General features: G+C 51.8%; 19 protein-coding genes and 2 pseudogenes. 11 read left to right on the plus strand and 10 right to left on the minus strand.

Features of this window, described 5'->3' with window-relative positions:
- Window position 1 precedes the first annotated feature (1 nt).
- The 4 genes from cas4 to DS739_RS04350 all read left to right on the plus strand — a co-directional run bounded on the left by cas4 (window position 2) and on the right by DS739_RS04350 (window position 5686).
- On the plus strand, window positions 2-649 hold the full coding sequence (gene cas4 / locus DS739_RS04335; RefSeq protein WP_006116162.1) for a CRISPR-associated protein Cas4: 648 nt from the start codon (window positions 2-4) through the stop codon (window positions 647-649).
- A 5-nt stretch (window positions 650-654) separates the two neighbouring features.
- The gene (cas1c, locus tag DS739_RS04340; RefSeq protein WP_035353173.1) at window positions 655-1695 is read left to right on the plus strand and encodes a type I-C CRISPR-associated endonuclease Cas1c; all 1041 of its coding nucleotides are present in this window, start codon (window positions 655-657) and stop codon (window positions 1693-1695) included.
- A gap of 2 nt (window positions 1696-1697) precedes the next feature.
- Window positions 1698-1988: a CRISPR-associated endonuclease Cas2 gene (gene cas2 / locus DS739_RS04345; protein WP_006116159.1), complete on the plus strand. Its 291-nt coding sequence runs from the start codon at window positions 1698-1700 to the stop codon at window positions 1986-1988.
- A 1304-nt stretch (window positions 1989-3292) separates the two neighbouring features.
- Complete coding sequence (locus tag DS739_RS04350) at window positions 3293-5686, plus strand: CRISPR-associated helicase/endonuclease Cas3 (RefSeq protein ID WP_035353176.1); 2394 nt, start codon at window positions 3293-3295, stop codon at window positions 5684-5686.
- 14 nt (window positions 5687-5700) lie between these two features.
- Here DS739_RS04350 and DS739_RS04355 read toward each other — a convergent pair.
- The 5 genes and pseudogenes from DS739_RS04355 to DS739_RS14635 all read right to left on the minus strand — a co-directional run.
- Window positions 5701-5871: pseudogene (locus tag DS739_RS04355) on the minus strand (IS5/IS1182 family transposase); the annotation flags it as partial.
- Between the two features lie 82 nt (window positions 5872-5953).
- Window positions 5954-6184 carry a hypothetical protein gene (locus DS739_RS14135; protein WP_139018867.1) on the minus strand — a complete coding sequence of 77 codons (231 nt, stop codon included), beginning with the start codon at window positions 6182-6184 and terminating at the stop codon, window positions 5954-5956.
- Window positions 6185-6601: 417 nt separating this feature from the next.
- The gene (locus tag DS739_RS14140) at window positions 6602-6769 is read right to left on the minus strand and encodes a hypothetical protein (RefSeq protein ID WP_157772570.1); all 168 of its coding nucleotides are present in this window, start codon (window positions 6767-6769) and stop codon (window positions 6602-6604) included.
- Between the two features lie 273 nt (window positions 6770-7042).
- Window positions 7043-7213 (minus strand): XRE family transcriptional regulator, encoded by a 171-nt coding sequence (locus DS739_RS14630; protein WP_369870688.1) that lies wholly within the window; start codon window positions 7211-7213, stop codon window positions 7043-7045.
- A 144-nt stretch (window positions 7214-7357) separates the two neighbouring features.
- A pseudogene (locus DS739_RS14635) lies at window positions 7358-7525 on the minus strand (hypothetical protein); the annotation flags it as partial.
- 253 nt (window positions 7526-7778) lie between these two features.
- Between DS739_RS14635 and DS739_RS04375 the strand changes: the two are divergent.
- The 3 genes from DS739_RS04375 (at window position 7779) to DS739_RS04385 (ending at window position 9801) form a co-directional block, all read left to right on the plus strand.
- Window positions 7779-8978, plus strand: a complete 1200-nt coding sequence (locus DS739_RS04375) for a phage integrase central domain-containing protein (protein ID WP_035353178.1) — start codon at window positions 7779-7781, stop codon at window positions 8976-8978.
- A gap of 239 nt (window positions 8979-9217) precedes the next feature.
- A complete protein-coding gene (locus tag DS739_RS04380; protein ID WP_006116155.1) occupies window positions 9218-9472 on the plus strand; it encodes a type II toxin-antitoxin system HicA family toxin in 255 nt (84 codons plus the stop codon).
- Window positions 9469-9801, plus strand: a complete 333-nt coding sequence (locus DS739_RS04385; RefSeq protein ID WP_006116153.1) for a type II toxin-antitoxin system HicB family antitoxin — start codon at window positions 9469-9471, stop codon at window positions 9799-9801. The genes DS739_RS04380 and DS739_RS04385 overlap by 4 nt, the downstream gene beginning before the upstream one ends.
- 307 nt (window positions 9802-10108) lie before the next feature.
- Here the strand turns inward: DS739_RS04385 and DS739_RS04390 are convergent, their stop codons facing one another.
- Window positions 10109-10330, minus strand: coding sequence for a terminase small subunit (locus tag DS739_RS04390; RefSeq protein ID WP_231621244.1), 222 nt, complete (start codon window positions 10328-10330; stop codon window positions 10109-10111).
- A 120-nt stretch (window positions 10331-10450) separates the two neighbouring features.
- Here DS739_RS04390 and DS739_RS04395 point away from each other — a divergent pair, with 120 nt between their 5' ends.
- Window positions 10451-12559: a transglycosylase SLT domain-containing protein gene (locus tag DS739_RS04395; RefSeq protein ID WP_157772569.1), complete on the plus strand. Its 2109-nt coding sequence runs from the start codon at window positions 10451-10453 to the stop codon at window positions 12557-12559.
- Window positions 12559-12822 carry a hypothetical protein gene (locus tag DS739_RS04400; protein WP_035353185.1) on the plus strand — a complete coding sequence of 88 codons (264 nt, stop codon included), beginning with the start codon at window positions 12559-12561 and terminating at the stop codon, window positions 12820-12822. Before DS739_RS04395 ends, DS739_RS04400 begins: the two co-directional genes overlap by 1 nt.
- Before the next feature lie 189 nt (window positions 12823-13011).
- Here the strand turns inward: DS739_RS04400 and DS739_RS04405 are convergent, their stop codons facing one another.
- The 4 genes from DS739_RS04405 to DS739_RS14145 all read right to left on the minus strand — a co-directional run bounded on the left by DS739_RS04405 (window position 13012) and on the right by DS739_RS14145 (window position 19458).
- Window positions 13012-15285 carry a DEAD/DEAH box helicase gene (locus tag DS739_RS04405; RefSeq protein WP_006116151.1) on the minus strand — a complete coding sequence of 758 codons (2274 nt, stop codon included), beginning with the start codon at window positions 15283-15285 and terminating at the stop codon, window positions 13012-13014.
- The gene (locus DS739_RS04410; protein ID WP_035353187.1) at window positions 15282-16682 is read right to left on the minus strand and encodes an ATP-binding protein; all 1401 of its coding nucleotides are present in this window, start codon (window positions 16680-16682) and stop codon (window positions 15282-15284) included. The genes DS739_RS04405 and DS739_RS04410 overlap by 4 nt, the downstream gene beginning before the upstream one ends.
- The gene (locus DS739_RS04415; RefSeq protein WP_006116150.1) at window positions 16679-18961 is read right to left on the minus strand and encodes a TerB N-terminal domain-containing protein; all 2283 of its coding nucleotides are present in this window, start codon (window positions 18959-18961) and stop codon (window positions 16679-16681) included. The genes DS739_RS04410 and DS739_RS04415 overlap by 4 nt, the downstream gene beginning before the upstream one ends.
- A gap of 341 nt (window positions 18962-19302) precedes the next feature.
- The gene (locus DS739_RS14145; protein ID WP_156100438.1) at window positions 19303-19458 is read right to left on the minus strand and encodes a hypothetical protein; all 156 of its coding nucleotides are present in this window, start codon (window positions 19456-19458) and stop codon (window positions 19303-19305) included.
- Between the two features lie 95 nt (window positions 19459-19553).
- Between DS739_RS14145 and DS739_RS04420 the strand changes: the two genes are divergently transcribed.
- Both DS739_RS04420 and DS739_RS04425 read left to right on the plus strand, forming a co-directional pair.
- On the plus strand, window positions 19554-20582 hold the full coding sequence (locus DS739_RS04420; RefSeq protein ID WP_006116147.1) for a hypothetical protein: 1029 nt from the start codon (window positions 19554-19556) through the stop codon (window positions 20580-20582).
- Between the two features lie 56 nt (window positions 20583-20638).
- The gene (locus DS739_RS04425) at window positions 20639-20857 is read left to right on the plus strand and encodes a hypothetical protein (RefSeq protein WP_231621246.1); all 219 of its coding nucleotides are present in this window, start codon (window positions 20639-20641) and stop codon (window positions 20855-20857) included.
- Window positions 20858-21001: the final 144 nt, after the last annotated feature.

Raw genomic sequence — 21001 nt, forward strand, 5'->3', positions numbered from 1 at the left:
CATGATGCCAAAGCCTGACCAGAGGCAGGATGAGGAAAATCTTGTTCCTGTTTCGGCTTTGCAGCATTATCTATTTTGCCCCAGACAATGTGCGTTGATCCATATAGAGCAGCAATGGGCTGAAAACGGCGCAACTGTAGAAGGACGGCTGCTGCATGAGCGTGTTGATTCTGGTGTGCCAGACCGGAAACGTGGTGTGCGCACGCTCCGCACATTGCCGATACGTTCTTTTGCTCTGGGTATATATGGAAAAGCCGATGCTGTAGAACTGCATGGGACTGGTAGTACCCTTATTCCTTATCCGGTAGAATATAAAAGGGGTAGTCCTAAGCCGCATCATGCTGATGAAGTTCAGCTTTGCGCACAGGCTTTGTGTCTGGAAGAAATGTTTGGCTGTGCGGTATCAGAAGGGGCGTTGTTTTACGATCGTCCTCATCGCCGCACGACCGTGCAGTTTGATCAGGATCTTCGGGATTTGACTCAGAAAACTGCACAAAAAGTGCAGGACATGTTGGCGGCAGGTAAGACCCCACAGCCTGTATGGAACAAGGGGTGCAAACATTGCTCTCTTGAAGCGATCTGTCAGCCACGCCGTCTGGAGAAACCTCTTTGTGTTGAGAAATGGTTTCTCGAAAATCTGGAAGACTGAACACGATGCGCAAACACCTGAACACAATCTACGTGACAACAGAAGATGCTTGGCTACGCAAGGATGGCGCGAATATCGTTGTCGAGGTGGAGGGCAAGGAGCGTGGTCGTGCGCCGTTGCATCTACTGGAGGGGATTATGTGTTTTGGACGTATTGGTGCCTCTCCGGCTTTGCTGGCCGCGTGTGCGGAATCCGGCATTGCGTTTTCCTATCTTTCACCCATCGGACGTTTTCTGGCACGGGTTGAAGGACCAAGGTCAGGTAATGTTCTGCTGCGGCGCGCACAATATCGGGTGGCAGACGATAATACCCGAAGTGTCTTGATTGCCCGGTATATCGTGGCTGCAAAGGTTGCCAATCAACGGACAGTTATACGGCGTGTCTTGCGAGACTACGGCGCATCCTCCCCTGAAGCGAGCCAGAAGGCCCTTCAGGCCGCTGAAGCTTGGCTGACAGATACGACGCGCCGGATTGTTAAAGTTACGGACATGGACAGTTTGCGGGGAATAGAGGGGGAGGCCGCCCGAGTTTACTTTAGTGTGTTTAACCTGTTTATCCGTTCTGAAGATCCTGCTTTTCAGTTCGGTGGTCGTTCCAGAAGGCCACCGCTGGATCGTGTTAATGCATTGCTTTCATTCCTGTATGCCCTTTTGGGGCATGATTGCCGGTCAGCACTGGAAAGCGTTGGATTAGACCCGCAGGTTGGATTTTTGCATGCAGACCGCCCCGGTCGTGCCAGTCTGGCGCTGGATCTTATGGAAGAATTCCGGCCTGTTCTGGCAGACAGGCTTGCCCTTAATCTGATCAATCGTGCACAGGTGCGTGCAGCCGATTTTACGTGCCATGAAGGGGGTGGAATTACGTTGCATGATGATGCTCGTAAAACGGTGCTGACAGCATGGCAGGAGCGCAAGAAGCAAGAAATCCGCCATCCATTTTTAGGAGAAACGATGACCTTCGGTCTTGTCGCGCACATGCAGGCGTTGTTGTTATCACGCTATTTGCGTGGAGAACTGGATGCATATCCAGCATTTATCTGGAAATAGTCATGCTTGTTTTAATAACGTATGATGTAAATACAGAAGATGCTGCTGGTCGCAGACGTCTGCGCCGGGTTGCGCGTGCGTGCCTCGATTATGGTCAGCGTGTTCAGCATTCTGTTTTTGAATGTGAGGTCGATCCGGCGCAATGGGCAGAATTGCGCGCGCGCCTTCTTGATGAAGCTGATTCTGCAAAAGATAGCCTGCGCTTTTATCAACTTGGTGCTAAAGGGCGTCAACGTGTAGAGCATGTAGGGGCAAAACCAGTACTGGACCTTGATGGCACGCTTGTTTTTTGAAACCTGAACATTCCTGCAAATAACCAGTGGCAAGCGGTTTCTGAGCGATATTTTCAGATAGAATAACCGAAGTTATTTTGCCGATCAGAGTATCTGCGCGAACTGTGATCGGCTGGTGAAATCCGGGGAGGATCGCGCACTTCGTAACATATTGAAAAACAAAAGAAATATTTGGACCTTTGGTGTGCTGGTGTTGTGATGTGACTTCAATCGACAGGGTTCGCGCAGAACACATGGTTTTTCCCGTCATAATCAGTTAACAAAATAGCGGGGTCGCTCCCCGTGCGGGAGCGTGGATAGAAACGGACACGCCCAGATCAGCCAGCATGGGGGCAGAAGTCGCTCCCCGTGCGGGAGCGTGGATAGAAACAGGGGGCTGGGCGAGATCCCAACCTGAAATCAGAAGTCGCTCCCCGTGCGGGAGCGTGGATAGAAACCACCGAAGACCGGGACAACTTCGTGAAAGGCATGTCGCTCCCCGTGCGGGAGCGTGGATAGAAACCTCGTGCTGGATGTTAAGGGGCTGCATCATGACCGTCGCTCCCCGTGCGGGAGCGTGGATAGAAACACCGTATCGAGTGGCGGTACAGGCTACGCCGTGGCGTCGCTCCCCGTGCGGGAGCGTGGATAGAAACCAATGTGAACATCCTTGGGTACTCGTTAGATCGGGTCGCTCCTCGTGCGGGAGCGTGGATAGAAACTGGAGCGCTTGTAATTTCCAGCAACCATGATGGCGTCGCTCCCCGTGCGGGAGCGTGGATAGAAACAACACGCTGGGTGCAGCTACTGTCTGGGCGTTGGTCGCTCCCCGTGCGGGAGCGTGGATAGAAACTCAGGCCAGTAGATCAAGGCCGCGATGCCCGTGGGTCGCTCCCCGTGCGGGAGCGTGGATAGAAACGGGTCTATCCCCTGCCGGAGCAAATCTTTAGCATGTCGCTCCCCGTGCGGGAGCGTGGATAGAAACGTGGTGCCCGCAACGGATACGATATAGAGATCGCGTCGCTCCCCGTGCGGGAGCGTGGATAGAAACCCGCTCTACTACAAAGATCGTTGGGTGCTATTTGTCGCTCCCCGTGCGGGAGCGTGGATAGAAACATACAGTGCAGTGATGGCGGCAGGCCCATCCGAGAGTCGCTCCCCGTGCGGGAGCGTGGATAGCCGAGTTCATCACGGATTACGAGATCGAGGCGCAGGAGACGGTCTGCGATCTGCCCCATGTGTAGTGGTGGTATGTTGTGTGTGCCATGCCTGCGAACAAAACAACGCCTTACGTTGAATACGCTCAAGACAGAAAAGAGTATCGGATGCTGTACGCTCATTCTTTGCCAGAGACTCCAGATAAAAAGGGATGGGAACCGCTTCTTGAGCATTTAGAGTGTGTTGCACGCTGTGCTGCCAGATTTGCATCCCCTTTTGGATGTGCTGTTCTGGCGGAAGCTGCTGGATTGTTGCATGATCTTGGCAAGGCGTCCGAAGAGTATCAGGATTATATCAGCAAGCAGGCAGCCAAAGGTCCAGATCACAGCACAGCAGGCGCACGGGAAGCGGTAGCGCGCTATGGTAAGATATGGGGACGCTTGATTGCGTTTGTGGTGGCAGGTCATCACGCAGGCCTGACAAATGCATTCCAGAGTGAGCGATGGAGTCCTACGCCACTGAATGAGCGTCTGGACCCGACGTCGCGTATAATACCTGATTACAGTCGATGGAGTTCTTTAGGTCTGAAACTTCCGGAACAGGCAGACCTGAAACCGACAAGAATTTTTCAGCCCGCTCCAGATTATCCAGGGTTTCGGGAGTTTTTTCTAACACATATGCTTTTTTCAGCTCTGGCAGATGCAGATTGTCTGGAAACTGAACGTTTTTATGCTGAAGCCGCAGGATTACCGCTCCCGGCACGAGGCGGGCAGATCACACGTAAACATCTTGAAAACTTACGTGCTGAAATGGCAGCACGTTGTAATCAGGCAACTCCTCTCAACCGTTTGCGTGCTGAAATTCTGGAGCACGCGGTTGGTAAAGCGTCTCTTGCTCCGGGCCTGTTTACCTTGACCGTCCCGACGGGAGGCGGGAAAACACTGACGTCACTCAGTTTTGCATTAGAACATGCGCTGAAGCACGGATTGCGTCGGGTGATTTATGTTATCCCCTATACGTCCATTCTTGAACAAACAGCCGAAATTTTTAGAGATGTTTTGAAAAGCCCAGACGATATTTTGGAGCATCATTCCGGATTTGAATGGGAAAAGCGCGCACCTGATGCAGAACGTGATAGTGAGCATGAAGGGCGCGAGGGTCTGGATAAGTTACGACGTGATGCAGAAAACTGGGATGCCCCCATTATTGTTACAACCAGCGTGCAGTTTTTTGAAAGTTTGTTTGCTGCGAAGAAAAGTCGCCTGAGAAAACTGCATAACATTGCACAGAGTGTGGTCGTGCTGGATGAAGTGCAGACACTTCCAGTCTCGTTGCTAAGACCCTGTATGGCAGCTCTTGACGAACTGGCAAGAAACTACGGCACAAGCCTCGTGTTATGTACGGCCACACAGCCAGCTTTGCGTAAATGTGACGCAGCATTACCTGCTCTTGAAAATGGACCGGCGCAAGGGTTTGATATTGATCAGCAGCGCGAACTTGCGCCTGACCCTGAGCGGCTTTATGCCACGCTTAAACGCGTGACGGTTGAATGGCTTGATCAGCCTGTGACGGATGAAGAGATTGCGGCACGTTTCTCTGATTGTCCGCAAATGCTCTGTATTGTTAATACGCGGGCCCATGCTCAGGAACTCTTTGAGACAATTAACAATTTGCCTGGTGCCCGACATCTGACAACCCTGATGTGTCCCATGCATCGTCGTCAGGTTCTGGCGGAAATCAGACAGGACTTGCAACAGAAAAAGCCGGTGCGACTTGTCTCAACCAGCCTGATTGAGGCCGGTGTGGATGTAGACTTTCCAGAAGTATGGCGCGCAGCCGCAGGTCTTTCTTCTGTAGCACAGGCGGCTGGTCGTTGTAATCGGGAAGGGCGGTTGGACGGGCTGGGGCGTACAGTTGTTTTTGAATCTCTTGACGCTCGGAAAACAGTTGATCAGGACGAGGGAAACAGTAGTAGCCAGAAGAAAAATTTACGTATTCTTCGTTCCATGCTTCCTTTCTGGCAGGCGACTAGAACAATTCGTCGCAAAGGGGTGGATCCGCTTAGTCTGAAAGGGATGCATCTTTATTATCAGGAGCTTTACTTCAATCAGGGTTACGAGGCGCTTGACGCGGCGACTCTTCCTTCAGGCAAGTCAGGTAAGGCCGGAGAAAAATATCCCATTCTTCCTGCTGTCCAACGCACGGCATCTGGTATGAACTTGCCTTTTGCCACGATTGCATCTGCATTTCGCATGATTGATACTGCACTTGCTCCGGTGATTATTCAGTGGGATGAAGATGCCGCACAGGTGGTGAAACAATTGCAATTCATGCCATATCCTACACCGAGAATTTTGCGGATCTTACAGCATTACAGTGTTCCGGTGCCGCCTGATGTACGCATGAAGCTGGTGATGGCGGGTGTCTGCACACTTCTGCATCCAGAGGTATTTGGAGATCGATTTGTCGTGCTGGAACAGAATAATGATCTTTACAGCGCTCAGACCGGCCTGAGGCTGGATGATCCGACATGGCGATCTGAAGAAAGTAATATCTTTTAACATCCTCTGGATTGCTACGCGCTCCCGCTCATTCTCTCGATGAATAGAAATCGGCGCATATTATAGACGATATTGGCCAGCCCGATCCTTATGGCGGCTCGTGTTATGCCTACGGTGCGTATGAACAGTCCCGTTTGTGATTTCTGATCGGCAAAGACATGCTCAACACGCAGCATTGATGTGCCATAATAGAGGTTCACTGACCATCAGAAGAAGACCGCCCGGATGAAAGAGCTAGATACTTGGATGAAGGGGCCGAGGAGGGCTTCATAGCTCCTCTTGAGAAGGAACGCGATTTTCTTCCCACCCTTTTGGAAGAGGATGTTCGAGGCGAAATTTAGCTTGCGCCTCTAGCCATTCAGCAAGGTTGTTGGGGATTAATTGCTTGCCCTTCGACCATCTTTGAACCGTGGTATTGTGAGTTCCTAATATTTCGGACAGTTTGCGCATAGATATCCCCAGAATGTCTAGGCATTTTATAAATTGTTCAGGCGTCATAGGTAAAAATATCCAAAGAAAAACCCAACAGAAATTCCAATAATTGCTGCCAAAACGAAAATGAATATAAGCGTTTTGTTGCTGAGCATTCTGCCTATCCTTTCAATTCAGAGGGGTGAAGGGTTGGCGTCCCTCGGTTTGTTAGTGGTGTTCGAGGAACTTACCTATCACGCCACCAAATGCGAGTAGAGTTGACTTATCGCCTGCATAAGCTTGGTCTAATTACCGGCTGGCAGTATCGGACATTTAACATCCAAATCAGGACGAATTTCGGGAGTAGCGAGCTGGACAGCGTGGCACGCGAAACTTCAGAGCTTTGGAAAATGGTGCTGGAAGATCTTTGGGCGCAGAAACTTACCCGATCTGACATCGTAAGAGAGCTAAGTATCCCTTATGAAGAACTTGAGAATCTCTTGTTCAGTCTAACAGCTTCAACTGATCAGCCACCGAAAAAAAGCGAGAAGCTGCCTTTATCAATTGTTCGAAGCCATCGCCGGAGGGTTCCGGAGCCAGTGTGATGATTGCTGCCATCAGCAGGAAAGCGATAGCGCACAGGGAAACAGTGCATATAGCTAACTCTCTCATTCGGCTGTGTCCTTCTCTCGTCGTTGCTGGATGACAGTTCGTAATATCATGACCGCCTTCAATATCTTCTGGGCGTAGTTGTTGCTGCCAGCATGGAGTCCTCGCATTGCTTCTGTAGCCTCTGCATGGCTTCTGGAGGCATAGGGGCGGTCATCATGGAGCGGTAGTTCATGCAAGCAGACGTATCACCAGACCGATGGTGAGGTTGTTGCGCACAGCCAGCAAGCATGATGGTCAGTATGACTATTATGAACCAGTTATAAACCATGACTATTACGCGCTGTCTTTCCTCAACCTAACTCCAGCTCCACCACCGTTCTCAGCGATGAATTCAACGCCAACGGCCTCTAAGGCGCTATGAATGGCATTGATAGTCGACTGACGCGAGGTAACTTCCGCCAGTTCAATGCGCGTTGATCCCTGTTTTTGTGGCTTCTGGCACATCAGACACAAGTTTGTCCTCAGTGGCCCATTCGGGGCATCAATCGCCATGCAGGGGTTTAAGGCCAGCCTGAGTTTTAAGCGGCGGTCAACTTCTGCCCTCATTTCTGCAAGGGCCTTATCACGTCGTTTTATGGCTTCTTTTGGGTCTCTGGTTTGCAGGGAGCGAATGATCTCCTGCTTTATCCCTGACTTGGTGCTGTAAACACGGCCTACATCTTGCCAGCGGTCTTTAGGGATACTGAGGCGGGCTGAATAGGCGTTGCCACCTGTTAATTTTAAGCCGTGCATATCGCTAGGAGCCTTCTTGGTCATTGAAGGACTACCGACCGACTACTACCGATTGAGTAGCAGTTTGCTACCTTTGGTAGTGTGTAACTCATTGAAATATAAGGATTTTTAGGTGATGGTGGAGGGAGTTTCTTTCAAATGAGCGTCCCACGTTGTTCCCTGACGTTCCAAAATGTGTATATTTTCTAAGGTGTTAATTCACTGAGAGTCCACGGTCGTTCATGGGCGTTCCTCCCAATTCCAGTTGTTAAGGGGGGTAACAAGAGGGGTAAAATCAATGAGTCGCCTTCCTCCCAATCAACTGTCTGCCTTGAAAGTATCCCGGCATAAAAGTGGGGATTTGTGTGACGGAGGTGGGTTGTGGCTCGTTGTGACGGGTGGCTCTCGGCTATGGGAGTTTCGTTTTAAATCTCCAGTCACAGGCAAGCGCCGTCAGATGAGTTTGGGCAGTGCATATTCACTGTCTTTGGCTGATGCGCGAGAAAAGGCTGCAAAGTGTCGCGGCATGACTGAAAACCGCCTGGATCCAATTATTGAACGGGAAAAGGAAAAAGCAGCGCGTGAGTTGGAAAAGGGGCTTACGTTTGCAGAGGTGGCAGCCCAATACATCAAGGCACAGACGCCTGCGTGGAAAGATCATCGCTCTCCTGCGGTGTGGACTTCATCCCTTACGCAACATGTATTTCCTATTTTCGGTGAAAAGAGCGTTTGTGATGTGGATACTCAAGATGTGCTCACAGCCCTCCGTCCAATTTGGACAGAAAAAACTGAAACATCAGGGCGCATACGCGGGCGTATAGAACGCATTCTGGATTATGCACGTGTGCAGCAATGGCGTGATGGAGAAAATCCAGCTCGATGGCGCGGGCATCTTTCTGTCATGCTTCCAGCACCATCCAAAATTACTAAGGTGCAACATCACAAAGCAGCGGAATGGAAAGACATTTCAGAAATTATGAAAGCTCTTCAGTCAATTAACGGTATGGCAGCTAAAGCCGTTCGGTTCTGTTGTTTAACAGCGGCACGCTCTGGAGAGGTTCGTAATGCTGTGTGGTCTGAAATTGACCTTTCTGAATCTCTTTGGGTTGTCCCGGCAGAAAAAATGAAAGCTGGGCGAGAGCATAGAGTCCCGTTGTCTGGTGATGCAGTAAAAGTCTTGCAAGAGGTCTTGCCGCAAAGAGATGCGGTTGCTGGAGATCTTCTCTTTCCTGGCGCAAAGAGGGGAAGGCCTCTTTCAGATGTAGCCGTCAGTAAGGCTCTGCATCATGCTGCTGGTACCAAAGAGGTGACTGTGCATGGTTTGCGTTCCACATTCCGAGATTGGGCTGGGGAGACAAAAGTTTGCTCGCGTGAGGTAGCAGAGGCAGCACTTGCTCATGCTGGAAAGAGCAAAGTAGAGGCGGCTTATTTTCGGAGTGACCTTCTGGATTTGCGACGTCCGCTGATGGAGGCATGGGCAGCGCAGTGTCGTGAATGACCGTCAGTGCCATTCAGTATATCATTTTTCCGGTGTTACTGGTGTTATCGGTGTTACCGCACATTAGAACCCGCAGGATACTGCCGATTTTCACTATGGTAGGCGGTAACACCTTAGAAAATTGCCTGTGTTACCAGTGTTACCGGAGCGTCATTGGGGTGCCATTCTGAAAAGATATTTTGTGTTGGCTTCTATGTTCTCAATTGCTTATGATACTAAAATATAGTATCTAAAAAGACATGAAAGCCAAGCACCGCCGCACATTGGAACTGATTTTCAAGCGTCCTGTTTCGGGCAATGTGCCATGGGCAGACATTGAAGCTTTATTTGTTTCCCTAGGGGCGGAGGTGTCTGAAAGAGAAGGCTCCCGCATAGGGGTGTTCCTGTTTGATGAGGTAAAGGTGTTTCATAGACCTCACCCCAAACCGGATACAGACAAGGGTGCTGTAGCCTCTGTAAGAAAATGGCTTGAGCAGAATGGAGTGACGCCATGAACAACGTAATGGAAATTGGCGGCCATCGGGCTGTTATTCAGTTTGATCCTGAAATCGGGATGTTCCGGGGTGAGTTTCTGGGACTGAACGGAGGGGCTGATTTCTACGCAGATAGTGTGGCAGGCCTTCAGCAGGAAGGGGAAACTTCCCTCCGTGTCTTCATGGAGATGTGTGCTGAGAAAGGCATTGATCCCGTGAAGCATTATTCAGGCCGGTTTGTTGTGAGGCTACCAGAAGACGTTCATGCACGGGCAGCTGAGATTGCTGCAGCACGCGGGATCAGTCTTAACCGACTGGTGCAGGATGTTTTGGCACAGGTTGAAGGATAAACTGTTTCGCGCCAACCCAAGCCCGTTGAATAGACGGATTTGAAAATGGGCCATCTGCTGCCCATTCAGCCTGTATAGCTTTTGTTTGCTGTTATCTCCGCTGTTAGCAGCATGCCAGAGGTTGGATTTCAGTGACCTCTCTTTGCTCAGCCGTGCTGTTATCAGCAGTGCAGATTATGCTGCTTGTCGCTGTTAGCAGCAAACAATTCCAGTCCGATTAAATCAAACGCAACTGGCCGCTTGAATAGGATTTAGTGATTTCTGCCAAGTCATTGTTTTTGCATGATTTAGGGTAATTTTTTCGTAATTAAAAACTCCACCGGAGGGATACTTTCCGGGGCCTGTGCAGAATTACAAAGGTCGCTGCCTCGCGCGCGGATTGGTTACAAAACCCTGACCGTTTTCGAATATCGGAAAAGCCTATCTTAGCGAATTCCTGAAGCACGCGATCTTGCGTGATCTGGGTCCGCTTGGATCTGGCCTTTTGCGCCTCAGAAATCGCGTTTTGAATGTCAACATTTGTCAACAATCGTTGAGCAATAGAGCGGGACGTTTTCTCGCTGTATCCGGCTCGAATGGCGGCTTGTACCTGTTGGGTGCCTAGAGTATCATCATCATGAATCTTCTATAAATTTTGAGAATGTTTGTAATGCCGGACAATGACGACAGCTTTATTGAGGCCGGTATCCGGTTTACGTTTGACCCGGAAGGCTTTTTGCGCGGCTCAGCAGAAGCGCAAGATGCCCTAGAAAGCACGCTGGCGGAGATGATCAATTTCCGCCGGGAAGCGCAGAAGCAGGAGCAGCAGTTAAAGGATGCCATACCGGGCATTGCGTCTGCCTTGGGAGCCTCTGTTGATGAGGTGAAGGATGCAATCAAGGATCTGAAAAAATCAGAGCAGGAGGCGGCTAAAGAGACAGCGCGCGTCCAAAAGGAAGAATCCCGCAACGCTTTAGCCGAAAAACGCCGCGCCGTACGTGAGGAAGAGCAGCTTGCTCGCCAGCAGCAGCGTGAAGAAATGGCGCGCCTGCGTGAGCGCCAGCAGGCCATTCGGGAAATACGTGATACCGCGTTGGCGGCCGTGGGTGCTACCAGCTTGATTGGCGGCACGCGTAATATTGTGGGTATGGTAGGCAATGTTGCCGCCAATGGTGCCAATGTCCTCAACATGGCGGGTAAAACCGGATTTTCTGCCCGCGAAATCCTTGCTGTTGGTGAGGCCGGGGCTCTAACGCCGGGCAGCAGCCGCCAAGAGGCTCTGCAATCCATGAACGCATTGGCACAGGCGCGAACAGAGGTTCACCTAAACGGCCAATCTCAGCTTACAGACCTGCTTGCTAACCGGTATGGCGTACATATCAGCCATATCATGAACGGCAGTTATGAAACATCTATGCAGCACATTATAGCCGATTTGCGCAGGCGCGGGCATAGCGAGCAAAGCCTTATTGCTATTCTCGAACAATCTGGCCTGACCTCTGGCGGATGGAGCAATGAGGTTCTGCGAGGGCAGGATATGCACCAGCGTATTCAGCAGGGATATTCCCTAACCAGACACATGGCTGACAACCTTCAGCAAATGGAGAAGGTTGATGAGCAGATGAAGCATCTGGGTGAAATGTGGGTGCAGTTTAAAAAAGACATTGCCATAGACATGCTGCCAGCGATGGAAAGTGTGTCTGGTCTGCTGGAGAAAGCTGACAAGTTAGCCGTAGAGCACCCAGATGCTGCGCGTCACCTGACAGAAATTGCAGCCGTCATTACAGCTTTAAGTCCTATTTTGGCAGGAATTGGCGGTGTGGTTGGAACTACCGCCATTTTGAAGCTGGCCCTTAGTAAAGGTGGGTGTGGGTGCGCAAGGAACGGCAAAGAAGAAACCGGGACATTAGAAGAATCTTCTGCAAATATTTCTGAGGATGCTGCTAAAAAACAGGCGCTCAGGAAATCTGAAAAAGAGGTTGAGCGCCGAGCTTCTACCGGTCTTTTGTCTCGCCTACTTATGGGGGGCAATTATGCCTTCGATTTGTATGCATTTTCTGAATACTTCCCACATGCGGCTTCATGGTTGTTGGGGCAAGGGTGGGATAACGAGCACCCGACTACATTTCACGGGAACGCTAAAGGTTTACCTCAGCATCTTACGCCAGATATGCGCAACAAGCAGATGCACTTATCAGAACTGGAAAAAAAATACGGACTGCCTGCTGGTATGCTGGATGGTATGTGGGCCAAGGAAAGCAGTCGTGGTTTGCACGCAGGTAAATCTAGAGCGGGAGCATTAGGAGATTTCCAGATTATGCCAGACGTAGCTGCCGCTTCTGGTATTGATCCTAATAATTTCTACCAATCGGCAGAGTATGCTGCAAAACGCATGCATGGGAATATGGTTCAGTATGGAACGATTGCTGCCGCTCTGGCCGAGTATAACTGGGGAGGGGGTAATCTTAAAAAAGATATGTCTCTTCATGGGGGAGACTGGCAGAGATATGCTCCCAATGAAACACAAGATTATATCAGTTCTATCTCGCGTTTCGTGTCTGCATCTCAACAGATTCACGCTATGAATAAACAGGTTAACGCTTCCCGCGCTATTCGGGGCGGTGCTGTGCATACTGACAACCGCCAGACGACAACGATGACAATGCACGTTCAGAACGTAAACGTTAGGGCGAATGACCCCCAGCAAATGGTGCAGAAAGTGGCGCAATCCAATAACCACATGCTTACAGCAGCATCTGTTGATACGGGGGTAATGTAATGGCAGGCGTTCAGTTGCCCAATATAATTTCTATGGCGCGGTGTCTTGCAGATAAACTGTATGAAGACACAAAGGATCTGCAAAATTTTCAGGCTCTTGAAGCCGGAATTACCGGTGGAGAGTATGCCATTTGGGGGTTCATGAAAGCGAATGGAGATTCGGATGAAGTTGCAAGAGATTGCTGTTTACTCTTTATGAAATCTGTACATGAACGTTGGCGTGAACTTCTTATGAAAGAAGCACAGCCAGTTGGTAATGCTTGATAACGGGGTGATTCGCTTTAGCGGAAAATGGGCTTGAAATAGCTAACAAGCCGCAGAAAATCGCCATTTTGGGGTATGATTCCATATGGTGCCATGACCTAGCCGCCTGTATGCTTCGTTCTGGAATTATCCGTCATTCCAGCCCACACCAAACATATTATAGAGGCGTTTTGGTTTCAAAAATTGTCTTTACTTTCCCTCCGGCAATCTAGAGAGCAGGTCAGCGGCAATGATCGGCACGCGTGTCGCTTCGATATGCTCGCTGGCATAACAACGCGCCAGCAATTCCTCTCCTAAATAGACATCATACTTTGCTCGCTTCATATCAGGTACTAGTCGGGCTAGAACTTCCGCGTCAGGCGCAGGTCTTTCGGCGAGGGTTTTCAGGGCGGCAATCAGTTTGCTCCTGTCTTGAGCCGGAACCGTGACCGCGATGCCCTCCGAATTGGCCGTTACGCCATGAGAGGCGAGCGCTAGCACCAAGGCCAGTTGAGCCCGATTGCCGACCCAGGGGAAAAGCAGGAGTTCGTCTTCATGCCGATGCAAACCTGCATGCCGCAACCCAAGATGGTCGAATGTCTCTCTGGCTTCAGTAAGACATTCAAGAGCTATCCTGTCGAGAAAGCGAGGAATGGCGATGCTCTCGTAAACCCGGCGCATCTCCGCTACGACTTCATCGGCCGGGGGCAAGCCCTCGCCACCGAATTTGGGCGGCACGCCACCATACGCTCGTGTGACCAGAATTTCCCGGCGTTGATTGTCGAGTTCAATCACCCGCCACCGACATCCGGCGAAGATGATGAGTTGTTCCGGCATTACCGGGCTATCGATCGGCAGCGTGCCAAGGTTCCGTCCGCGATCCGTAATAACCTTGAATTCGTCAGGCGTCATGAATACGGCGTAGAACCCACGGCCATTGATGACCCGTTCGCCTTCTTCGCCTGGCAAAAGCGTTCCGTCTGGTGCCTGTTCAATAAGCTGGACCTCTGGATGCTTCATGCGCCGCAGCACATCAATGTAAAGGGCCTGATCAATTTCAGGAAATACCCGACTCTCGATCAGGCGGTTCCAGCCCTGTTTGACTGTCAGTCCACCGTGTTGAGCGATTAGTGCCAGAATTTGCTGTATCAGCGTGGAAAGATGCAAACACCCAATCTGAGGCGGTTCATTCCAGCGTCTCAGCATCAGATTGAGCATGGCTATGGTCTGCACCGTGCGGGGCCGCATGGCATCAATGGGATGGATGCGTTCGTCAATCGCCATCTCGGTGGTGTAGACCCGCATTACCGAGGACTGTCCGGCACGTCGACCGGAACGCCCCAGTCGCTGGCGCATACCTGAAACAGTGTGTCCAGGCCCAATCTGGCTCACAGCATCAATGTGGCCAACATCGATGCCCAGTTCGAGGGTCGTGGTTGCAACAATGGAACCTGGTCGATCACCTTCTTTCAACCTTCGTTCGGCTTCCTCACGGTGCTCACGCGATAAGCTACCGTGATGAGCGAAAAATTCCTCTGGCACGCCCAATGTTTCACAAAGACCACGCAGTCTTGCAGTGTACAGTTCAACATTCCCACGCGAGCCAGCAAAAATTAGACTCCGCTGCCCTCGAAGCGTGTCGAAGATGTGTGTCGCGATCTCTATGTCTGCCGTGCTCTCGGTTGCCTCGCTCTTGTCTGAATTCTCGTCACGTTGCTTCAGACGTGGCTGTATATAGCTGCGAACCTGAAGTTTCAGGGGTTGGCTACCCATTTTAGATTCCAGTATCTCCACGCCATCCGGATTCAGTGGCCGTAGGAAAGCAGCTGAGGTCCTCATGTCGGCCAAGGTGGCCGAAAGGCCCACTCGAACGACAGGATGCCCTGCGGCGATCTCGATACGATTGAGCAGCGATTGAAGCTGGCGTCCGCGCTCTGCATCCATAAAAGCATGCATCTCGTCGATCACCATGTAACTTAGCGCACCGAACAGACGCTTTGCTTCATTTCCTCGTCGGACGAGGATGGCTTCCAGACTTTCTGGAGTGGTCAGCAGTATCCCTTGGGGCCGCTTACGTGCTCTTTCCTTGACGCTGCTGGCCACATCCCCGTGCCACTTCCAGACAGGAATCTCCACTTCTTCGCAAAGTATCTCCATGCGACCGAACTGGTCATTGATAAGTGCACGCAAAGGGCTGATGTAAATGGCTTCAAACCCGGCACCGGGCTTGCGTTCATCTGTAGCCAGTCGCGAAACAATCGGTAGGAAGGCTGCCTCGGTTTTTCCGCTTGCTGTCCCGGCCGTGATAATGAGATCTCCCTGTCTTTCCAGCAGAACCGGAATGGATCGTTCCTGGATATCCCGCAGCTCCGTCCAGCCCTGACGCCATATCCAGCGCCGGACTTTCTCGTGCAGCATATTGAAAGACGTCGATGCGCCGTCATTTGAGGCTTGCCCGAACGGGTCGGACGGCGCGTCGTTCAAAGCCTGAAGTCCGCCAGATCATCATCGGGCGAGGTCTGAGTGGAGCCGGTCGTTGAGGGACCGGTCGCACTAGGCGTATCTTTATTGTCGTTATCGACAATATCTCCGCCCGCCAAGGGCGCATCCGGCGCGACCTCAGACTGGTCCACCAGTTCCTGCCACTGAGCCTGCGGGTTCTGTTCCATGATCGCGAGCAGATCCAGAAAGGCCTTGATAGTGTTACGGGGCGTCCGGAAATAAGCCTCACCAATTTTCTGGTTGCAGTGAGTCATAAAGGCCTTGAAAACCTCATCCGGCACCAGGTAACGACTTTGGTCACCATAAGCGAAGACATGCCGCAATTTACTAAGCAGAATGTAGAGGTCTTCGGGGGTCAGGCTCTGAAGCCGAATAACCGGGCCGGAAAGATCGACCAGACCATTGCGGGCAAAGCTGTTTTCAGCCAAGCGGGACCGCAACGCTTCGTATGAATAGAGGCCCCGGCGGCTGTCCATCAAGAATTCGGGCGTACCACCGAAGTAGACGCCGAGAGATTCAGCCGAGCCCTGGAGCACATCATTCACGATACGGAGAATCTGCTCGTAGTTGGCGTTGCGTGATTGGGCGCTGACCAGCTTGAAAAGGTTTACGCATTCATCGAGCATGACCAGAAAACCCGAATAGCCTGCCAGGGTCACAAAGCGACTCATGACCTTCAGGTAGTCGTAAACCGAGGCATCGTCGATTATGGAACGTACGCCAAGCGCCTCCCGAGCCTCAGTTTTGAGCGCGTACTCACCACGGAGCCAGCGAAGTGCCGCCGCCTTTCCGCTCTCGCTGCCGTCTTCGAAAGCTCGCCAGTAGCATTCGATGACGGTAGCAAAGTCATAGCCGGAAACGAGTTCCTGAATGGGGAGCAGCCGTTCCTGGATGATGTCTCCGATCTTGCGACCTGACGCCTTGGCTGAAGCCTGCGCCTCCATGATGAAACGTTCGACTACGCTTGCCAGAGCCCCTCCACCCTGCTTGGTGCGGGTGGCCATGTTACGCATGAGTTCTGCATAAAGGCTGCGGGCCTGGCCCCCGCTGGCCTGCAAGCGACGATCGGGGGATAAATCTGCGTGAGCCACCACCAGCTTGCTTTGCATGGCAATAGAGCGGGCCAGGTTAAGGAAGAAAGTTTTGCCTGCTCCATAGTCACCAATAATGAATCGAACCGCAGAACCTCCGTCCGCGATGCGTTTAACGTCCTGCACCACCTGATTGACTTCGCCTGCGCGACCGACCTGAACTAACTGGATGCCTGACCGTGGCACGACACCTGCGCGAAGCGCCTGAATGACGCCATCACGGTCCTTGGGCTTAATTTTCTCCGCAGTGCGCGTGCCGTCTGAAGCTGCGATACTGAGGTTGGTCATGATGATGCTCCCGGCGCGTCAGCAAGGAGCGCCATATTGATGATCAAAGGGTCACCGTCCACGATAAGTTCTTCATCGAACGTATCATAGGCCCATTCGTTGATGGCTTCGAGCGCGCCATCCGGCATCAACCCGAGTTCGCGCGCCTTGGCCTCAAACCCGAAGCGTGTCCATTCCGGTTGGTTGACCAGGGCCTCAAGCAGGCGGGCCTGCTCAGGGCCAAGTCCGACGAACTTCGTTCCCTGTTCCAAAGTGGGAGAAACGGCTACCGAAATCGGAATTTCAGAGGCTTCATCCTCATAGATTGGCGCGAGAATTGCATCGACTTCCTTAGTCTCCTGCAGGATGACGTCGACCTTGCTCATGTCAATGACGATACCATCTTGGGATTTCGCTTTCGAGGGAGGTGCTGGAATTCGGTGACCACGTCTCCGCGATTTACCATCCTCGACCACGATCGGCTCCGCAGCGCAGGATGCCGTAGCAGCAGTACTCTGGTGCAAGACAGTGTAGAGTTCCTGTCGGCCGAGACCAAAGGCTTCGTAAAGCCTCTCCAAAGCCACCATCATGCCTTGATCTGTCTCGCCTATCGTTACGGCGACAGAAGCTGCCAGCGAAGCAATAGCGGTTCGTTGCTCGGGTTCTACACTCTCTACGATGGTTTTGAGGCGCCCAAGCGTTGGCAAGCGTTCCGGAAGCAGCTGCAGACGGGCTGTCAGTCGTTTCGTTTCATGCGGAGTGAGCCGCAGCCGTGTGGTGAGATCATCGACCAGCTTTGACCTTAAAGTCAGGGTTTTGGCTGCCGGGCCGATGGCGGTCATGATCAGGGTGGCTGTGCAGAAATCAGCACCGACCGGTGTTAGCTGGCCTTGAGTATCGCCAATACGGAATAGAATTATATTCTCACCTGGTCTGGTCCCACCGTAGGTTGGATCCGGCTCCATGCCGTAACCTACTCTTGCCAGCATGGCGGACATGTCACAAGCTTGCCGAAGACCCGAGGCTGTCTTGCCAGAACCAAAGCATCGCAGACCGAGCTCTTCAAGCGGCACATTGGCAAGAGGTTGAGGTAAATCACCTAGCCAGGCTCTGAAAGAACGAACAGTTTCTCTTTCCCCAAGTTCCACAGGCAGCATCAGGGCGGCGGCCATGCTGTCGGCACGTTCACGTTTCTTGCCGACGACCTTGGCAAATGCAGTCAGATCCTCACGAACTCCTTCGCAGAGCTTGATCATTTTGGTCCACGTCAATTGCGCTGGATCAGGAAGGCGATCGAAGCCATCAAACTTTATTGAAGCATGAAGATACTGACTCGCCGACCGATAACTTAGATTAAGTCGACTCTCTTTTTTATCTCTGAGTCGGAAACCTTTAGGAAATTTCTGATTAAAACGATGTCGCATGAGTTCAATGAACTCCGGACGCGCGCGCGTCGTTGCAATGCGCGGCCATAAGCCGGTTAAGTGAGGAGGTAAAGATAGAATACCTGCTATGGCGAGATCGACATCAAGCGGCATACCTCTCAATACGTGTAGACCTAATTTAACCTGAAGCAATGGAGACATATGATCTCCCAAAGCTGCGAGATCTGGCTTCCATGCCTCCACTCTCGGTATATCCGTCACAGCATGCTTCATTTCGATAAAATTGAGTAACTCAGTGCTGTAATTTACAAAAGAATTGTTGTTTCGGAATAGGCTTCGCAGGCGTTCTACTTCGGCTATCAATAACGCCTCTTCGTCAATCGGAGGGCTATCGGCGACCAAGCGACGTTCAAGCCCATAGAAGTAAAGAAAGGGATAGCCCATTGGGTAGCTCGTGTCGGATTTTCCGCTTGCCAGCCAATGCAGATAAGTCAATCGCTGATTGAGGGTGATATCAGTGTAAGAGGGCCAATAGCCCAGATCCAGGTTCGTTTGTGGCGCTCCGGACGCGACCTTGAGTGATGGTCTGATAAGACAAGGCGCTGGAGTGTCGGTATTCCAGCCTCCGTCAGGCGCTGCCGTCAAAAAGTTGCCGACATAGACCATGCCATCAGCAATCTCGAAGCCATGTACCGTCACTTTTTCGCCGGGGAGCGCCCAGTGAGCATCGTCTTTCTTGTGGCTCCGTGCTTGTCCATACGGCGCTGATTTCACCTCATCATTGGGAAATACACGTTGGGCATGAGAAGAGTGCCCGTGCGCAGGTAACGAGGCGACAGTCTCTTTCCTGGCTGCCTTATTGGTTGTGTCCGGAATTTCGGAACCACTGAAAATACGCTTTAGCCAAGAAAACATGTTCTACTCACGGAATGTGCGCCAGTTCTTTCAAATAGTAGGCACTGTTTTTCCGGTGCGGCAACTATTCCCTGTGGCAAGTGGGAATGGAGATAGAGCACACCCATTCTGTTCATAATCTCCGGCGCGTCAGACTGGTGACGGCAGTATCAGGACGCGCGGCAAGGCCGGTCTCAACGAAATGTCCGACGAGGCCGGTAACACCGGCCAGTAGAATGCGTGTTGTCATCAGCATGACTCTCTATGCGCCTACCTCAGAAGAAAATTCGTGATGAGGTTGGCAAGCTTTCTAAAGGGAGGTTGAAGCGGCCTTGTCTGTAAACACCCCGCGTAACCTTACGTTACGCTGCTAGTTCCGGCACTGCTACGGATGCAGGTTCGGCGTTGAGAAAATCATCAGTAGTCAACTCTGGATTGCTCGCGTCTTGAGAGATGCCCTGATTGATTAGGGCATCTTCTTCATCTGACGGCATGATAAATTCAGGTTTGCGCGGCATGCTCCGTATGTAGCGCGTGCTGTCCAATTTGGACAGCCTTCCTTGTACCGCACCCTGCTCACTGATATTGTCCATTTTGGACAAAGGCAGGTGAAATGGCAAAGAAACTCAATCTCGATCTTCTGAACAAGATATGGACTCTGGCAGAGCAGGGAACTGAAGGAGAGCGAGATGCAGCACGCAACCGGGCAGAGGCGCTGGTTAAGCCCCATGGTTACACATTGGCAGATGTGCCTGACCTGCTTTTGACGGAGGAGTATCTTGATGATGAGCCGGAGCCCTCCGCCGGTGGTTTCACCTTTTGCGATATGAGCAATCCAGCGCATCAACGCGCTTATGCAAGGGCCGAACGGAAGAGGCAGGCTGCATGGCGCATGGCCAACCGTGCCAAGATTGATGAAGTGCTGACACGTTATGGTTCAGAAGAGGCCGTGTTTGCGCATACGGCAGAAGAGAAAGCTTATGATGCGGCGATCAAACCCTTCCACAAGAAAGGAAAGGCTGGGCAGTGTGATACATGGGATGGCGAGCACTTCGGCCCTACGGCAAAGGTTCGTGCAGCCCTCGCTACAGTCAAGCCTTGGCCTGACACCATTCCCGATGCCATTGCGGAATATGAGTATTGGGAGAAGCTGCATGATGACCGGAACATCGCAGACGGCAACAACCAGTATAATTACCTCAGCCAAGGTGCTGACTTCCGGTACTGGGCCTTGGGCGATCTGATCGACAAAGAGATTGAGGCCCGCAATATCTCGGACGTGATTATCCGTCTCCGCTTTCAGGAAGCCAGTCAGGGCACTTACAATGACAGTGACGCCATCCTGCGGGATCTGGAACGGCTGCATGCTGAGGAAAGCCTCAAACCCGGAATTAGTGGGGCAGGGGATATTCCCCTAGACCGAGGATTTTCGGCCGCCTCTGTCGGGAAAGTGGGTGACGCCAAAAACCGCGCCACCTCTCCGTCCAATTTGGACACTGCTACAAAGCGCCGGGCGGAGGTTGTGCGCATCCTGCAAACTTCGGAGGGGATGCGCATGCCACTTCGAGCAATTGCCCAGATGGCAGGGGTTTCGCCTACTACGGTGGGGAATATTAAGAGGCGGATGACAAGGCTGGGATGATGCGTGAGCTGTATGTGGTGACAGGCCCCGCTTTTCATTTGCGGCCCATTCAGACCATGGGACATGATCGCGTGTTCGTGCCGTCCTCAACGTGGAAAGCGGTTTATTCGCCCAGCAAGAACAAAGCATCGGCGTATGTGTGTAAAAACGCGCAACAGCATCCACACTGCACGCAGATTACGGTCGCAACACTTATAAGGAATGTCGGTATTGACCCGTTCCCAGCTGTCTCAGCGCAAGTTAAGGCGCAAGCGTGGAAGCTGCCTTTTCCTTAAAGGTTGACGCTGAAATTCCTATTTAGTTTTGCCCTGCGGCAGAACGGGGTTTGTTTAAAGTCTCCTGTGCATGGCTTGTACAGGGATAGAGTTGGGGAGTCAGGGGCTAGAAGGAGATTATAGCATCGGCGGGATCGGCAAGAT

Origin of the sequence: Acetobacter sp. JWB, from assembly GCF_003323795.1 — a bacterium.
Taxonomy (GTDB): domain Bacteria; phylum Pseudomonadota; class Alphaproteobacteria; order Acetobacterales; family Acetobacteraceae; genus Acetobacter; species Acetobacter oryzifermentans.

Bases quoted from the DNA above. Each gene is read 5' to 3' on its own strand.
- DS739_RS04350 (WP_035353176.1), top strand. From the start codon at position 3,293: ATGCTGTACGCTCATTCTTTGCCAGAGACTCCAGATAAAAAGGGATGG.
- DS739_RS04385 (WP_006116153.1), top strand. From the start codon at position 9,469: ATGAACAACGTAATGGAAATTGGCGGCCATCGGGCTGTTATTCAGTTT.
- DS739_RS14140 (WP_157772570.1), bottom strand. From the start codon at position 6,769: ATGAGAGAGTTAGCTATATGCACTGTTTCCCTGTGCGCTATCGCTTTC.
- DS739_RS14135 (WP_139018867.1), bottom strand. From the start codon at position 6,184: ATGACGCCTGAACAATTTATAAAATGCCTAGACATTCTGGGGATATCT.
- DS739_RS04400 (WP_035353185.1), top strand. From the start codon at position 12,559: ATGGCAGGCGTTCAGTTGCCCAATATAATTTCTATGGCGCGGTGTCTT.
- DS739_RS14630 (WP_369870688.1), bottom strand. From the start codon at position 7,213: ATGTGCCAGAAGCCACAAAAACAGGGATCAACGCGCATTGAACTGGCG.
- DS739_RS04395 (WP_157772569.1), top strand. From the start codon at position 10,451: ATGCCGGACAATGACGACAGCTTTATTGAGGCCGGTATCCGGTTTACG.
- cas4 (WP_006116162.1), top strand. From the start codon at position 2: ATGATGCCAAAGCCTGACCAGAGGCAGGATGAGGAAAATCTTGTTCCT.
- cas2 (WP_006116159.1), top strand. From the start codon at position 1,698: ATGCTTGTTTTAATAACGTATGATGTAAATACAGAAGATGCTGCTGGT.
- DS739_RS04415 (WP_006116150.1), bottom strand. From the start codon at position 18,961: ATGTTTTCTTGGCTAAAGCGTATTTTCAGTGGTTCCGAAATTCCGGAC.
- DS739_RS04420 (WP_006116147.1), top strand. From the start codon at position 19,554: ATGGCAAAGAAACTCAATCTCGATCTTCTGAACAAGATATGGACTCTG.
- DS739_RS04425 (WP_231621246.1), top strand. From the start codon at position 20,639: ATGGGACATGATCGCGTGTTCGTGCCGTCCTCAACGTGGAAAGCGGTT.
- DS739_RS04410 (WP_035353187.1), bottom strand. From the start codon at position 16,682: ATGACCAACCTCAGTATCGCAGCTTCAGACGGCACGCGCACTGCGGAG.
- DS739_RS04380 (WP_006116155.1), top strand. From the start codon at position 9,218: ATGAAAGCCAAGCACCGCCGCACATTGGAACTGATTTTCAAGCGTCCT.
- DS739_RS04375 (WP_035353178.1), top strand. From the start codon at position 7,779: ATGAGTCGCCTTCCTCCCAATCAACTGTCTGCCTTGAAAGTATCCCGG.
- cas1c (WP_035353173.1), top strand. From the start codon at position 655: ATGCGCAAACACCTGAACACAATCTACGTGACAACAGAAGATGCTTGG.
- DS739_RS14145 (WP_156100438.1), bottom strand. From the start codon at position 19,458: ATGCCGCGCAAACCTGAATTTATCATGCCGTCAGATGAAGAAGATGCC.